Raw genomic sequence first — 13,751 nt, forward strand, 5'->3', positions numbered from 1 at the left:
AGGCGGAAGGCTTCGAGAGGTCAAGCAATCGCATGGTCACGATCCGGCGACTGCGACGCTCACCCCACCATGCCGCATCGCAACTGCGATACGTTGGCATCGAAAGTTTCGGCCCATGACGAGACGAGGACGCATGACCGACACCCGCCAGCCTCCGCCCACGATCGCCCAGATCGCCCGGGAGGTCGGCGTGTCGGTGCCGACGGTCTCCAAGGTCCTCAACGGCCGGGCCGACGTCGCGGCCGCGACCCGCGACCGGGTCGAGAGCGCCCTCGAGCGCCACAGCTACCGCCGTCGTCGGAGCGGCATCCCACCGGCGGGCACCGGCCTCATCGACCTGGTCTTCCACCGGCTGGGCTCCACGTGGTCCCTCGAGATCATCCGCGGGGTCGAGGACGCCGCGGCCGCCGCACGCACCAGCGTGATCCTGTCCGAGCTGGGCGGGAAGCACCGGCCACCGCGCACCTGGCTGGAGACGACGCTCGCCCGGCCTCCGCTCGGCGTCCTGCTCGTGGCCTCGCAGCTCACCGGCGCCCAGCAGCGCCGACTCGTGAGCAGGTCCGTCCCGTTCGTCGTCATCGACACCGACGGCGAGCCCCCGGCCGACGTCCCGACCGTCGGGTCCGACAACTGGAACGGCGGGCTGGCGGCCACCCGGCACCTCGTGGAGCTGGGCCACCGCCGGATCGCCGCCGTCAGCGGCCCGTCGGACATGCTGTGCAGCCGGGCACGCATCGACGGGTACCGCAGCGCCCTGGAGTCGGCGGGGATCCCCTACGCCCCCGCGCTCGTCCGCGCCGGGAACTTTTACGTCGAGGCCGGGTACGACGCCGCCCACCAACTGCTGCGGCACCACGACCGGCCGACCGCGATCTTCGCCGGGTCGGACATGCAGGCGATCGGGGTCGTGCGGGCGGCGCACGACCTCGGCCTCCGCGTGCCGGACGACCTCTCGGTCGTGGGGTACGACGACCTGCCCATCGCACGGTGGACGACGCCGGCCCTCACCACGGTCCGTCAGCCGCTCACTGAGATGGCGGCGCTCGCGACGAAGATGGTGCTGGGCCTGGCGGCGGGCACACCGCCCGACGTGGCCCGCGTCAACCTGGCGACGGAGCTCGTCGTGCGCGAGTCCACGGCACCGCCACCCTGACCGCTTCCTCCCGCGCTGTGGGTGCACGACGCGCCGTCGTCAGCTTCGCGACGACGGCGCGTCGTGCACCCACAGCGAACGGGGGTCAGCGCTGGACGCGCGCGCTGCCGCCCGAGGCGAGCTTGGCGACCTCGGCGAGGGTCGCCGTCGTCGTGTCACCCGGTGTGGTCATGGCGAGCGCCCCGTGGGCGGCCCCGTACTCCACGGCCTCCTGGAGCGAACCCAGCTCGAGGAGCCCGTAGGCCAGACCGGACGCGAAGGAGTCGCCGCCGCCCACGCGGTCGAAGATCTCCAGGTCGGCACGGTGGGTCGCCTCGACGAACCCCTCGGCGCGCGACCACGCGATGGCCCCCCAGTCGTTGACCGATGCAGACTTGACACCGCGCAGCGTCGTCGCGATCACCTGGAAGTTCTCGTACTCGGCCGAGGCCCGCTCGATCATCGCGCGGAACGCGCCGGTGTCCAGGTCGGTGAGCGACTCGTCGACACCCTCGACCTCGAAGCCGAGCGACGCCGTGAAGTCCTCCTCGTTGCCGATCATCACGTCGACGTGGTGGGCGAGCCGCCGGTTGACCTCGCGGGCCCGCTCCACGCCACCGATGCCCTTCCACAGGGACGGGCGGTAGTTGAGGTCGTAGGACACGACGGTGCCGTGCCGCCGCGCGGCCGACATCGCCGCCTCGGCGACGTCCGCGGCGGACTCGGACAGCGCGGCGAAGATGCCGCCCGTGTGCAGCCAGCGCACGCCGGAGCCGAACAGCGCGTCCCAGTCGACGTCGTCGGGCCGCATCTGGGAGATGGCGGTGTGCCCGCGGTCGCTCGTCCCGATGGCCCCCCGCACACCGAACCCGCGCTCGGTGAAGTTGAGCCCGTTGCGCACCTCGCGGCCGATGCCGTCGAAGTCGCGCCACCGGACCCAGGAGGTGTCCAGGCCGCCGGTGAGCATGCAGTCCTCGACGAGCCGTCCGACCTCGTTGTCCGCGAGCGCCGTGACGATCGCGCCACGCAGCCCGAAGCAGCGGCGCAGCCCGCGGGCGACGTTGTACTCGCCGCCGCCCTCCCAGACGTCGAAGCTGCGGGTGGTGCGGATGCGCCGGTCGCCCGGGTCCATCCGGAGCATGACCTCGCCGAGCGCGACGACGTCGTAGCGGCAGTCCGCCGCGGGGCGGGTGGTGATGGACGGGTTGGTCATGAGCTCTCCTCCACGAGGGCGACGGCTTCTGCCGTGAGGCGGGTGATCTCGGCCCAGTCGCCGGCGTCGACGAACTGCTTGGCGACCATCCAGGAGCCGCCGACGGCGAGCACGGGCGCCAGGCCGAGGTAGTCGGCCAGGTTGGCGGCGCTCACGCCGCCGGTCGGGACGAACCGGAGGTCGGGGAACGGCGCGGCGAACGCCTTGAGCGCCGCGGGCCCCCCGACGACGGAGGCCGGGAACAGCTTGACGGTGTCGACGCCGAGGTCCATCGCCGCCATGATCTCGGTCGGGGTCGCGACGCCGGGCAGCACGGGCACGCCGTGGTGCTGGGCACGCTCGACCACGCTGCGCGAGAGGCCCGGCGAGACGATGTAGCGCGCGCCGGCGTCGACGACGGCGTCCACCTGCGCCGCGGTGACGACGGTCCCGGCGCCGACGACGACCTCGGGGTGGCGGCGCGCGACGGCGCGGACGGCGTCGAGCCCGCCGGCGGTGCGCAGCGTGATCTCGGCGACGGGCAGGCCGCCCGCCACGAGGGCTTCGGCGAGCCGCTCGCCCTGCTCGGCGCCGTCGACCACGACGACGGGAACCAGGCGGTGCTGCTCGAGGGACGTCAGGGTGTCGCCGGGTGACATTCGCTCTCCGTTTCGCTATGGTGAACGCCAGTTGTTCACTGCGAAACGCACCCTACCGGACGGCGGCGATGGAACCCAGCCCGCTCGGCAGCGTCGACAAGGCGCTGCTCACCCTCGACGCCCTCGGCCGCGCCGGCGCCGCCGGCACCACTCTCGCGGCGCTGTCGGACGAGGTCGGCGCCAACAAGTCCACGCTGCACCGCACCCTGGCCGCGCTGCGCCACCGCGGATATGCCGAGCAGACCGACGACGGCACCTACCGCCTCGGTCCCGCCGTCCTCGCCCTCGCTAGCTCCTTCCTCGCCGAGGAGAACCTGCCCGCCCTCCTGCGCCCGGCGCTCGATGCGCTCAGCGCCGAGGTCGACGAGCTCGTCCACCTCGGTGTCCTCGCCGGCCGCGAGGTCGTCTACCTGGAGAAGGTGGAACCGCAACGGGCCGTGCGCGTCTGGTCCGCCGTCGGACGCCGCCGCCCCGCCGCGACCACCGCGCTCGGGCGCGCGCTCCTGGCCGCCGGACCGCTCGACGACGCCGCCCTCGCCAGGTACGCCGGCATCGGCACGACGACCGACCGGCTCTGCGACGCCGTCGCGAGCGCCCGGCGCCTCGGCTACGCCACGGAGACCGAGGAGAACGAGCCCGGGATCGCCTGCGCCGCCGTCGCCGTGCTCCGGGCCGGCCTGCCGCTCGCCGCCGTGTCCCTGACCGCGCCCGTCGAGCGCATGACCGGCCCCGCGCGCGAGGCGCGGATCGCAGCTCTGCGCGAGGTGCTCCCCCGCCACCTTCCGGACGGGATCTCCGCCGCCACGACGTAGCGCCTGCTCACGCCTCCCCACACGAAGCATGAGTTTCCACGACGTCGCCCGCTGCCGCGGGCCGCGCCGTCGGGCACCATGGCCTCCATGACCTCCCCGCGATCCCGCAACCCGCTCGACCTGCTCTTCATCGGCGGCTCCGGCATCATCAGCGCCGCGTCCGTCGCTCGCGCGGTGGCGCTCGGCCATCGCGTCACGGTCCTCAACCGCGGCCGGTCGGCCACCCGCCCGCTGCCGGACGACGTCGAGACCCTCGTCGCGGACGTCGCCGACGACGACGCGGTCGACGCCGCGCTCGCCGGCCGCGACTTCGACGTCGTCGCCCAGTTCCGCGCCTTCTCACCCGACCACGTGGCCCGCGACATCGCACGGTTCACGGGGCGCACCGGCCAGTACGTGTTCATCTCCAGCGCGTCGGCGTACCAGACCCCGCCGTCGCGCCTCCCGGTGACCGAGTCGACCCCGCTGCGCAACCCGTACTGGCAGTACTCCCGCGACAAGATCGCCGGGGAGGACCTCCTCGTGCGCGCGTACCGCGACGACGCGTTCCCCGCCACGATCGTGCGCCCGAGCCACACCTACGACCGCACACTGATCCCCACGCTCGGCGGCTGGACCGACGTCGCCCGGATGCGCGCCGGCCGCCCCGTCGTCGTCCACGGCGACGGCACGAGCCTGTGGACCCTGACGCACACCGAGGACTTCGCCGTCGGGTTCGTCGGCCTGCTGGGCCACCCGCACGCCGTCGGCGACACGTTCCAGATCATGGGCACCCACGCCCCCACCTGGGACCAGGTCTACACGTGGCTCGGTGCCGCGGCCGGCGTGCCCGACCCGGAGATCGTGCATGTGCCGTCCGAGACGATCGCGCGCGTGCTGCCCGACGACGACGGCGACGGCCTGCTCGGCGACAAGGCGCACTCCATGCTGTTCGACTGCGCCAAGCTGCAGGCGCTGGTCCCGGAGTTCGCCACCACGGTCACCTACGACCAGGCCGCCCACGAGCAGATCGCCTGGTACGACGCCCATCCCGAGGCGCAGGTGGTCGACGAGACGCGAGACCGGGCCTTCGACCGGCTCGTGGAGCACGCCCGGGCGATCTGAGCCCAGCACGTAGCCTGGCGCCGTGACCACACCCCTCGTCCTGCTGGACCTCGACGGCACGCTCATGGACTCGGCGCCGGGCATCACCGCGTCGGCGGCGCACGCCTACCGGGCCCTCGGCCTCGAGGTGCCCGACGCCGCCACGCTGCGTTCCTTCGTCGGCCCGCCGATCACCGACTCGTTTCCCGCGCACGGCGTGCCGCCCGAGCGGGTCGGTGAGGCGCTGGCCGCCTACCGGGCGGCGTTCACCGCCGGGGGCATGTTCGACAACGCCGTGTTCGACGGCGTCCCCGCGACCCTGCGGGAGCTGCGCGAGGCCGGTTGCACCCTCGCCGTCGCGACGTCCAAGCCCGAGGTCTACGCCCGGCCGATCTGTGAGCGGTTCGGCCTCACCGGGCTGCTCGACGGCGTGTTCGGTGCCCCGCTGGACGAGGCGACCTCGACCAAGGCCGACGTGATCGCGAAGGCTCTCGCCGCGCTGGGACGGCGGTCCCCGGTGCGGCCGGACGACGGCCCGGTCCTCATGGTCGGCGACCGCGAGCACGACGTCCACGGCGCCGCGGAGCACGGCATCGACTGCCTGGGCGTGACGTGGGGCTACGCCGCACCGGGAGAGCTGGTGGCGGCAGGCGCCGTCGGGCCGCTCGACGACGTCGCGGGGCTCGCGGGCGCGGTGCTCGCCCGGTTGGGGGCCCGCGCGGGACACCCCGCGTGAGCGACACGGTGCTCGACACCAGGGTGGCGAACGCCCTGGTGCGCAACGCCGCCCCCCACGCCCCTTCGTGGCGGCTCGGCCCGGTGCTGTGGGCGATCCGCCGGGGGTACGGCGGCCTCTGGGTCGGGGGACGGACCACCCTGACGACCACCACGCTGGCGTTCGCGCCCAACGCCGTGAACCGGGCCGTGCAGTCCGGCACCCTGGACCTCGCCGTCGCCCTGGTCGACGTGCGACGGGTGTCGTATCGGTGGGGGTTCCTCACGGGCATCGTCACCGCGCACACCGACGACCGCGACCTGTCGGTGCGCTGCTGGAACGCCCGCGGGTTCGCGGGTCGGTTGCGCGACGCCGTCGCGGCGGCCAGGCGCACCGCCGCCTGACCGACGTCTGGGCACGACGAAGGCCCCGGACCCTGTGAGGAGGGTCCGGGGCCTTCGTCCTGCTGCGCTCAGCGCGTCACGCGGGACTCACTCCGCGCCGGCCTGCATCTGGCCCGTGGGCGGCAGGTCCTTGACGGAGACACCGGTCGGCGCGTCGAGCGCCGCCGCGGCGCCCACCGACACGGGTCCACGGTCGTGCTCGGACTTCGGCACCCCGCGGAAGGTGAACTCCCCGAGGATGCCCTCGCCCTCGCCGTCGACGAGGACCATCTCGCCGGACTTCAGCTCGCCGAACAGGATCTTCTCGGACAGCGCGTCCTCGATCTCCCGCTGGATGGCCCGCTTGAGCGGACGGGCGCCGAGGACCGGGTCGTAGCCCTTCTCCGCCAGCAGCTTCTTGGCCGCCGGGGTGAGGTCGATGCCCATGTCCTTGTCGCGCAGACGCTTGTCCAGCTTGGCGACCTCGAGGTCGACGATCTCGATGATCTCCTGCTCGGAGAGCTGGGGGAACACGATCGTGTCGTCGACACGGTTGAGGAACTCGGGCCGGAAGTGCTGCTTGAGCTCCTCGTTGACCTTCGCCCGCATCCGCTGGTAGTCCGTCGCCAGGTCGCCGCCGGCGTTGAAGCCGGTCTGCACGCCCTTGGCGATGTCCCGCGTACCGAGGTTCGTCGTCATGATGATGACGGTGTTCTTGAAGTCGACCACGCGACCCTGGGAGTCGGTGAGCCGGCCGTCCTCGAGCACCTGCAGCAGCGAGTTGAAGATGTCCGCGTGGGCCTTCTCCACCTCGTCGAACAGCACGACGGAGAACGGACGACGGCGCACCTTCTCGGTGAGCTGGCCACCCTCGTCGTACCCGACGTAGCCGGGAGGCGAGCCGAACAGCCGCGAGACCGTGTGCTTCTCCGAGAACTCGGACATGTCGAGCTGGATGAGCGAGTCCTCGTCGCCGAACAGGAACTCCGCGAGCGCCTTGGCGAGCTCGGTCTTCCCGACGCCGGTCGGGCCGGCGAAGATGAACGAGCCACCGGGACGCTTCGGGTCCTTCAGGCCGGCACGGGTGCGCCGGATCGCCTGGGACAGCGCCTTGATGGCGACGTCCTGACCGACGACCCGCTTGTGCAGCTCGTCCTCCATGTGCAGGAGCTTGCTGGACTCCTCCTCGGTGAGCTTGACGACCGGGATGCCGGTGGACATCGCCAGCACCTCGGCCACGAGCTCCTCGTCGACCTCCGCGACGGTGTCGAGGTCGCCCGACTTCCAGGCCTTCTCCTTCTCGGACCGCTGCTGCGCGAGCTGCTTCTCGGTGTCGCGCAGGCCGGCGGCCTTCTCGAAGTCCTGGTCGTCGATCGCCGACTCCTTGTCGCGACGCGCCTCGGCGATCTGCTCGTCGAGCTCCTTGAGCTCCGGCGGGGCCGTCATGCGGCGGATGCGCAGACGCGCGCCCGCCTCGTCGATGAGGTCGATCGCCTTGTCCGGCAGGTACCGGTCGTTGACGTACCGGTCGGCGAGCTGGGCGGCCGAGACGAGCGCGGCGTCCGTGATGGACACGCGGTGGTGCGCCTCGTAGCGGTCGCGCAGACCCTTGAGGATCTCGATGGCGTGCTCGAGCGACGGCTCGTTGACCTGGATCGGCTGGAAACGACGCTCCAGCGCCGGGTCCTTCTCGACGTGCTTGCGGTACTCGTCGAGCGTGGTGGCACCGATGGTCTGCAGCTCACCGCGCGCCAGCATCGGCTTGAGGATGCTGGCCGCGTCGATCGCCCCTTCAGCAGCGCCGGCACCGACGAGCGTGTGGATCTCGTCGATGAACAGGATGATGTCGCCGCGGGTGCGGATCTCCTTGAGCACCTTCTTGAGGCGCTCCTCGAAGTCACCGCGGTAGCGCGAGCCGGCCACGAGGGCACCCAGGTCCAGCGTGTAGAGCTGCTTGTCCTTGAGGGTCTCGGGCACGTCGCCGCGCACGATGTCCTGCGCGAGGCCCTCGACGACGGCCGTCTTGCCGACGCCGGGCTCGCCGATGAGGACGGGGTTGTTCTTGGTGCGGCGGGACAGCACCTGCATGACCCGCTCGACCTCCTGCTTGCGGCCGATGACGGGGTCGAGCTTGCCCTCGCGGGCAGCCTGCGTCAGGTTGCGGCCGAACTGGTCCAGCACCGCGGACCCGGAGGGCTGCCCCTCCTGCGGGCCGCCGGCCGCCACGGGCTCCTTGCCCTGGTAGCCGCTCAGCAGCTGGATGACCTGCTGGCGCACCTTGTTCAGGTCGGCGCCCATCTTGGTGAGCACCTGGGCCGCGACGCCCTCACCCTCGCGGATGAGGCCGAGCAGGATGTGCTCGGTCCCGATGTAGTTGTGGCCGAGCTGCAGCGCCTCGCGCAGCGACAGCTCCAGCACCTTCTTGGCGCGCGGCGTGAACGGGATGTGCCCGCTCGGGGCTTGCTGGCCCTCACCGATGATCTCGGTGACCTGCGCGCGCACGCCGTCGAGCGAGATGCCCAACGACTCCAGCGCCTTCGCCGCCACGCCCTCACCCTCGTGGATGAGGCCGAGGAGGATGTGCTCGGTCCCGATGTAGTTGTGGTTGAGCATCCTCGCTTCTTCCTGCGCGAGGACGACCACCCGACGGGCTCGGTCCGTAAATCTCTCGAACATGTGCTGCTCCCTCACGAGCGGCGTTTTCCTGGCCCCGTCGGATCGACGGCGACAGCCTGACCGCTACGACTCTATTCGCTCCCAACACGCCGACCCCCCTCCAGATGCCCTTGTTCGCCAGGGGCGTGACGGCGCGCCTCGTTGCCGTTCCCGCGCCCGCGGGGAGATGGTGGGGACACGCACGGGTCGGCGCGAGCGGGGAGGCCACCATGGACGACATCGGGCACGAGGCCGAGCGGGGCAGGGCTGACGAGCAGGGGCCGGGCACGGCCGGCGATCACCACGGCGACCAGGCTCACCCGCGACCCCGGGACCCGGTGGACGCGCGCCTGGCCCGCTTCTCCGGCGTCGTCGGCGAGGTCGTCGACCCGCTGACGTGGGGCCTCGACCTGGAGGACGAGGCGCTGACCGGGTACGACGACGAGGCCGACCCGACGTCGGACCGGTTCGTCCGCTCGTACCGCACCTTCGCCCGCGAGGCGTTCGAGGTGGAGACGTTGCGGACGGCCGTGGCCCCGGACGCCGTGGAGGACGTCGTGCGAGCGGCGGCGAGCGGCGCGCTGGCCGCCCCGCTGCACGCCGACATCGCGGCGCCGGTCGAGCCCGACCACGACCCGACGCCGCACGGGACGACGGACTTCGCCGACGACTTCGCGGACTACCGCAGCGCGATGCGTGCGATCGTCACGGAGGTGGACGCCGTCCCACTGGAGCAGGCCGAGCTGGCGGTCGACGGCACGACCCTGCCGGCGACGCGGGTCCGGGTGCGAGAGGTCACCGCCGTCCACGTCCCGCTCGGCGACCGCGGCCTCGTCGTCACGGGGCCCAGCGACCTGGTGGAGCGCGTCGTCGTGGTGACCCGTCCGATCCGCTCGCTGCTGGGCACGCCGCGCCGCCGGTGACCCACGGTCCCGGGCTGCGCGACCCGGGCTCCGCTGCCCCGGCTGCCGGTGGGGCGGGGCGGATCTACGCTGACCGCATGGAAGGCATCGTGGTGGGCGTGAACGGGTCGGCGGAGGCCGACGAGGCGCTGGACTGGGCGGTGGCGGAGGCAGCCTCGAGCGGCCACCCCCTGACAGTGGTCCGGGTGGCACCCACCGCGGACGAGTCGGCGCTGACGGCCGTGCTCGAGGAGGTCCGGGCCGAGACGGCGGAGATCGTGGGCCGGGCGCGCGAGCGGCACGCCCGGTTCGACGCCGAGTACGCGGTGCTCCCGGGCCCGGTGCCCGACGCGCTCCTGGCCGCCGGCGCGGAGGCGCAGATGCTCGTGCTCGGCCGCCGACGGCGGGCCCGCATCGGGCGGCGGATCCTCGGCTCGGTCTCCTCGACCGTGGTGGAGCACGCGCGGGTCCCGGTGGCCGTGGTGCGGCACCTCGAGCGCACGGGGACGGAGCGCACGCCCGACGACGCCTCGGGGGCCCCGGGAGACTCCCCGCACGCGCCCGCCCCGCCGCTGCCGGGCACCCCGCGCGTGGTCGTCGGCGTGGACACGTCCGAACCGTCCGTCGCGGCGCTGCGGCACGGCGCGGAGGTGGCGGCACGCTCCGACGCGGTCCTCGAGGCGGTCTTCGCGTGGCAGATCACGACCCTGGCACCGCTGCCCGGCTCGTGGGGCTGGGCGCCGCCGATCAGCGACTACGAGCGCTTCGCCCGCGAGTGCCTCGACGCGGCGGTCGCCGCGGCGGGCGTGGACCTGCCCGCCGGCCGGCTGCGGCCCCAGGTCGTGCACGGGCAGGCGGCCAAGGTCCTCATCGACGCCTCCGCGGGCGCCGACCGGCTCGTGGTCGGCGCCCGCGGGCTGGGTGGCTTCGACCGGCTCCTGCTCGGCTCGACGAGCCGTCAGGTGCTGGACTTCGCGGAGTGCCCCGTCACGGTGCTGCACGGCTGAGGTCGCCCGCGCCGGGCGCCACCCGACCGCGGTCGTCCCGCATGAGCACGCTGGCGACGGCCGTCACGACGAGCACGACGCCGGCCATGATCAGGTAGGAGTCGCCGAAGCCGATGGCGTCGTAGGAGAGCCCGAACGCCCAGGAGAAGATCACGATCCCGATCTGCTTGGCCGTGTTGAACCCGATCATGTAGGCCGTCGCGGAGATCCGGACGTCGAACATCCGGGTGAGGTACTTCCACACCGAGACGAGCATGAGCGGCATCTCGATCGCGGCGAGCAGCCGCCACACGACGAGCAGCTCGGTGGACGTGAACAGCGCGGACCCGACGACGCGGACCACCAGGACCAGCGCGAAGAGCTGGAGGCCACGCTTGGCACCGATCCTGTTGATGATGAACGGCATCGCCACCATCACGAGGGCCTCGAGCAGGATCTGGACGAACACCACGCGGGAGAACAGCACCTGCGGGTCCCCGAGCCCGTCGAACATGCTGCCGAAGTAGATGGCGTACTGCTGGTCGAAGACGTCGTAGAGCGCGGCGGTGCCGAACATCAGGACCATGAACCCGACGAACGACCGGTCCTTGAGCAGGTGCAGCACCGTCCCTCGGGTGACCCGGGGGGCGTCCGGCTCGTCCGCGGCGGCGTCGCCGACGGCCTCGTAGCCCTTCTCGCCGGGCCTCGGGGTCCGGACGACGAACAGCAGGGCGCCCAGGACGAGGGCGGAGAAGGTCCCGACCCACCACACGTTGTCGGGGTTGGAGGCCCAGATGAACCCGCCGACGAGGGAGGCGGTCGCACCGGCCACGGAGCCGAAGAGCCGCACGTGACCGTACTCGAACCGGTTCGCCCGTGCCGCGCGCTCGTTGAAGGCCTCGACGACACCGACCCCCGAGTTGAGCACGAGCGACAGGTAGACGCCGCCCACCACGGCGCCGAGCACCTGGTTGACGTCGACGATCGGCACGAAGACGAAGGCGAAGAACGGGCCCATGAAGGCACCCACCAGGACGACGACGCCGAAGAGGTTCTTGCGGAACCCGAGCCGGTCCTGGATGAAGCCGTAGAACGGCTGCAGGCACAGCGCCGTCAGCGCCATGACCGAGTTGAGCAGGCCGATGTTCCCGCTGGACATCCCCGCCTGCTCCTCGAGCCAGGGCGAGAGGAACGTGAAGACCAGCTGCCAGATCGCGAAGTAGAAGAAGAACAGCCCACCGACGTTCCAGAAGGTCGGCTTGCGCAGCGAGTCGCGGGCGCGCGGCCTCCCGGCACTCCCCGGTGCCGGGGTCGGGGTGCTGGGTTCGTGCTGGACCGTCATCGGTATCCCTCCGGTGTTCTGGCACGGGCCGCTTCGACGACTGTGCCCGTGCAGAGCAACGGTAAACGATGTAACGATGCCCGAGGCACCCTCCGGGAGGACCCGCAGCGCCCCCACCTGCACCGACGTCAGCGTGTGAGAAAGGCCATGCTCCCGCCGTCGGGCGCCAGCACCTCGGTGGAGGCGGGGACCGGACGCGTGTCGGGCACAGGCGTGCCCCACACGGGCTCGCCGTCGGTGTCGAACGGCAGCACCTGGGCACGCGCGTGCCGGTTCGGGTCCCACAGCGGGTCGCCGGTGATCTCGGTGTAGGTGCGAGCGTGGTAGACGAGGACGGTCTCGCCCTCGGGCGACTCCGTGAACGAGTTGTGCCCGGGGCCGTACTGCCCGGCGGCCGGGTCCGAGACGAAGACCGGGTCGACGCTCTTCGTCCACGACGCGGGGGCCAGCAGGTCGGCACCGGCGTCGGCCGTGAGCAGCCCCATCGCATAGTCGATGCCGGTCGCCGCACCGGAGTAGGTGAGGAACGCCCGACCGTCCCGGACCAGGACCGACGGACCCTCGTTCACCCAGAACCCTCTGGTCTCCCACTCGAACTCGGGGCGGGTCAGCTCGACCGCCGCCGTGGCGAGCGTCCAGGGGTTCTCCATCCGCGCGATGTACAGGTTCGAGTGCCCGTAGACCTCGAGGTCCTCCTGCGCCCAGACGAGGTACTGCTGCCCCTCGTGGACGAAGCTCGTCGCGTCCAGCGCGAAGCTCTCCCAGCCGGTGTCGACCTGACCACGTTCGACCCACTCGCCGGTCAGCGGGTCCTCCGCGGTGCACTCGAGGACGAACACCCGGTGGTTGAAGGTCTCGTTCGCGCTCGGGGCGTCGGCGGAACCGTGGTCGTTCGGCGCGGCGGCGTAGTAGACGTACCAGGCACCGTCGACGCGGTGGATCTCCGGCGCCCAGATGAGGTGCGACTGCGGCCCCGACGCGTGGCGGGTCCAGATCGTCACCTCCTCGGCGGACTGCAGGTCGTCCAGACGCTCGGCCCGCCGCAGCACCACACGGTCGTACGCGGGGTACGAGCCGGTGAAGTAGTACTGGCCGTCGTGGCGCAGCACGTGCGGGTCGGCGCGCTGGAGCACGATCGGGTTACTGATGACCTGGTCCGCCATGGTGTCCTCGTTCAACTTGTACAACGATGTAGAAGGCTTGAGGCTACCCCCTGCGCCAGACTGGGGTCCATGTCGGCCCTGTCACAGTCCGCACCCGCCGGACTCCTGCTCACCCCCGGCGCCGGCGCGGACCGCGACCACCACTCGCTCCGCGCCGTCGCCGACCACGTCACGACCACGACGGCGCTGACCGTCGAGCGTGTCGACTTCCCGTACCGCCTCGCCGGACGCCGGATGCCCGACCGACCACCCGTGGCGACCGCCCACCTGCGCGAGGAGGCCGAGCGGCTCGCCGGTCGCGTCGGCGTCGGCACCGACCGGCTCCTCCTCGGCGGACGCTCCTACGGCGGGCGGATGTGCTCGATGGCGGTGGCCGAGGGACTGCCCGCCGCAGGCCTCGTGCTCCTCAGCTATCCGCTGCACCCGCCCGGCAAGCCCGCGAAGCTGCGCGTCGACCACTTCGGCGCCCTCCACGTCCCGGTCCTCTTCGTCTCCGGCGACCGGGACCCGTTCGGCACCCCCGCGGAGCTCGCGGAGCACGCCGCCACGATCCCCGGCCCGGTCACCCAGGTCACGCTCCCCGGCGCCCACGACGTCCGGAACCAGGACGACGCCGTCGCGCACGCCGTCGTCGACTGGCTGGCCACGCTCTGACGCGCGGTCACGCGCGCCCCCGGTCGACGACCCGCCTCCTCCGACGTGTCCTCTACGATGTGGTTCGCCCCGC

The 13,751-nt window shown here is 72.3% G+C and carries 13 protein-coding genes; 8 read left to right on the forward strand and 5 right to left on the reverse strand.

Annotated features, from left to right (window positions below; all coding sequences use genetic code 11):
• Nucleotides 1–133: 133 nt before the first annotated feature.
• On the forward strand, nucleotides 134–1,153 hold the full coding sequence (locus AC3RJ8_RS14785; RefSeq protein ID WP_489713319.1) for a LacI family DNA-binding transcriptional regulator: 1,020 nt from the start codon (nucleotides 134–136) through the stop codon (nucleotides 1,151–1,153).
• An 85-nt stretch (nucleotides 1,154–1,238) separates the two neighbouring features.
• On the opposite strand, the gene AC3RJ8_RS14790 is transcribed toward AC3RJ8_RS14785, so the two are convergent.
• Together AC3RJ8_RS14790 and eda are read right to left on the reverse strand one after the other, a co-directional pair.
• Complete coding sequence (locus tag AC3RJ8_RS14790; protein ID WP_489713320.1) at nucleotides 1,239–2,345, reverse strand: sugar kinase; 1,107 nt, start codon at nucleotides 2,343–2,345, stop codon at nucleotides 1,239–1,241.
• Nucleotides 2,342–2,983 carry a bifunctional 4-hydroxy-2-oxoglutarate aldolase/2-dehydro-3-deoxy-phosphogluconate aldolase gene (gene eda, locus AC3RJ8_RS14795; protein WP_489713321.1) on the reverse strand — a complete coding sequence of 214 codons (642 nt, stop codon included), beginning with the start codon at nucleotides 2,981–2,983 and terminating at the stop codon, nucleotides 2,342–2,344. The genes AC3RJ8_RS14790 and eda overlap by 4 nt, the downstream gene beginning before the upstream one ends.
• Nucleotides 2,984–3,051: 68 nt before the next feature.
• On the opposite strand from eda, the gene AC3RJ8_RS14800 reads away from it, so the two are divergent.
• The 4 genes from AC3RJ8_RS14800 to AC3RJ8_RS14815 all read left to right on the forward strand — a co-directional run bounded on the left by AC3RJ8_RS14800 (nucleotide 3,052) and on the right by AC3RJ8_RS14815 (nucleotide 5,997).
• Nucleotides 3,052–3,795, forward strand: a complete 744-nt coding sequence (locus tag AC3RJ8_RS14800; RefSeq protein ID WP_489713322.1) for an IclR family transcriptional regulator — start codon at nucleotides 3,052–3,054, stop codon at nucleotides 3,793–3,795.
• Nucleotides 3,796–3,882: 87 nt separating this feature from the next.
• On the forward strand, nucleotides 3,883–4,899 hold the full coding sequence (locus tag AC3RJ8_RS14805) for an NAD-dependent epimerase/dehydratase family protein (protein ID WP_489713323.1): 1,017 nt from the start codon (nucleotides 3,883–3,885) through the stop codon (nucleotides 4,897–4,899).
• Between the two features lie 22 nt (nucleotides 4,900–4,921).
• Entirely contained in the window at nucleotides 4,922–5,614 is a 693-nt protein-coding gene (locus AC3RJ8_RS14810) for an HAD hydrolase-like protein (RefSeq protein WP_489713324.1), read from the forward strand.
• A complete protein-coding gene (locus AC3RJ8_RS14815; RefSeq protein WP_489713325.1) occupies nucleotides 5,611–5,997 on the forward strand; it encodes a hypothetical protein in 387 nt (128 codons plus the stop codon). The genes AC3RJ8_RS14810 and AC3RJ8_RS14815 overlap by 4 nt, the downstream gene beginning before the upstream one ends.
• A gap of 87 nt (nucleotides 5,998–6,084) precedes the next feature.
• On the opposite strand, the gene AC3RJ8_RS14820 is transcribed toward AC3RJ8_RS14815, so the two are convergent.
• Nucleotides 6,085–8,652 (reverse strand): ATP-dependent Clp protease ATP-binding subunit, encoded by a 2,568-nt coding sequence (locus AC3RJ8_RS14820; protein ID WP_489713326.1) that lies wholly within the window; start codon nucleotides 8,650–8,652, stop codon nucleotides 6,085–6,087.
• A gap of 209 nt (nucleotides 8,653–8,861) precedes the next feature.
• On the opposite strand from AC3RJ8_RS14820, the gene AC3RJ8_RS14825 reads away from it, so the two are divergent.
• Entirely contained in the window at nucleotides 8,862–9,554 is a 693-nt protein-coding gene (locus tag AC3RJ8_RS14825; RefSeq protein WP_489713327.1) for a hypothetical protein, read from the forward strand.
• Nucleotides 9,555–9,631: 77 nt separating this feature from the next.
• Nucleotides 9,632–10,540: a universal stress protein gene (locus AC3RJ8_RS14830; protein ID WP_489713328.1), complete on the forward strand. Its 909-nt coding sequence runs from the start codon at nucleotides 9,632–9,634 to the stop codon at nucleotides 10,538–10,540.
• Here the strand turns inward: AC3RJ8_RS14830 and AC3RJ8_RS14835 are convergent.
• Nucleotides 10,521–11,861 (reverse strand): oligosaccharide MFS transporter, encoded by a 1,341-nt coding sequence (locus AC3RJ8_RS14835; RefSeq protein WP_489713329.1) that lies wholly within the window; start codon nucleotides 11,859–11,861, stop codon nucleotides 10,521–10,523. The two genes, AC3RJ8_RS14830 and AC3RJ8_RS14835, sit on opposite strands and share 20 nt — an antisense overlap.
• 128 nt (nucleotides 11,862–11,989) lie before the next feature.
• Nucleotides 11,990–13,039, reverse strand: coding sequence for a glycoside hydrolase family 43 protein (locus AC3RJ8_RS14840; protein ID WP_489713330.1), 1,050 nt, complete (start codon nucleotides 13,037–13,039; stop codon nucleotides 11,990–11,992).
• Nucleotides 13,040–13,093: 54 nt separating this feature from the next.
• Here AC3RJ8_RS14840 and AC3RJ8_RS14845 point away from each other — a divergent pair, with 54 nt between their 5' ends.
• A complete protein-coding gene (locus AC3RJ8_RS14845) occupies nucleotides 13,094–13,678 on the forward strand; it encodes an alpha/beta hydrolase family protein (protein ID WP_489713331.1) in 585 nt (194 codons plus the stop codon).
• The last annotated feature ends 73 nt before the right edge of the window (nucleotides 13,679–13,751 follow it).

It is taken from the genome of Isoptericola sp. MSGPD8_1_ISO-PGPR-S23-394, assembly GCF_058072785.1.

What these genes read in the sequence shown, in the direction of transcription:
- AC3RJ8_RS14785 (WP_489713319.1), top strand. Translation starts at nt 134, where the DNA reads ATGACCGACACCCGCCAGCCTCCGCCCACGATCGCCCAGATCGCCCGG.
- AC3RJ8_RS14790 (WP_489713320.1), bottom strand. Translation starts at nt 2,345, where the DNA reads ATGACCAACCCGTCCATCACCACCCGCCCCGCGGCGGACTGCCGCTAC.
- eda (WP_489713321.1), bottom strand. Translation starts at nt 2,983, where the DNA reads ATGTCACCCGGCGACACCCTGACGTCCCTCGAGCAGCACCGCCTGGTT.
- AC3RJ8_RS14800 (WP_489713322.1), top strand. Translation starts at nt 3,052, where the DNA reads ATGGAACCCAGCCCGCTCGGCAGCGTCGACAAGGCGCTGCTCACCCTC.
- AC3RJ8_RS14805 (WP_489713323.1), top strand. Translation starts at nt 3,883, where the DNA reads ATGACCTCCCCGCGATCCCGCAACCCGCTCGACCTGCTCTTCATCGGC.
- AC3RJ8_RS14820 (WP_489713326.1), bottom strand. Translation starts at nt 8,652, where the DNA reads ATGTTCGAGAGATTTACGGACCGAGCCCGTCGGGTGGTCGTCCTCGCG.
- AC3RJ8_RS14825 (WP_489713327.1), top strand. Translation starts at nt 8,862, where the DNA reads ATGGACGACATCGGGCACGAGGCCGAGCGGGGCAGGGCTGACGAGCAG.
- AC3RJ8_RS14830 (WP_489713328.1), top strand. Translation starts at nt 9,632, where the DNA reads ATGGAAGGCATCGTGGTGGGCGTGAACGGGTCGGCGGAGGCCGACGAG.
- AC3RJ8_RS14835 (WP_489713329.1), bottom strand. Translation starts at nt 11,861, where the DNA reads ATGACGGTCCAGCACGAACCCAGCACCCCGACCCCGGCACCGGGGAGT.
- AC3RJ8_RS14845 (WP_489713331.1), top strand. Translation starts at nt 13,094, where the DNA reads ATGTCGGCCCTGTCACAGTCCGCACCCGCCGGACTCCTGCTCACCCCC.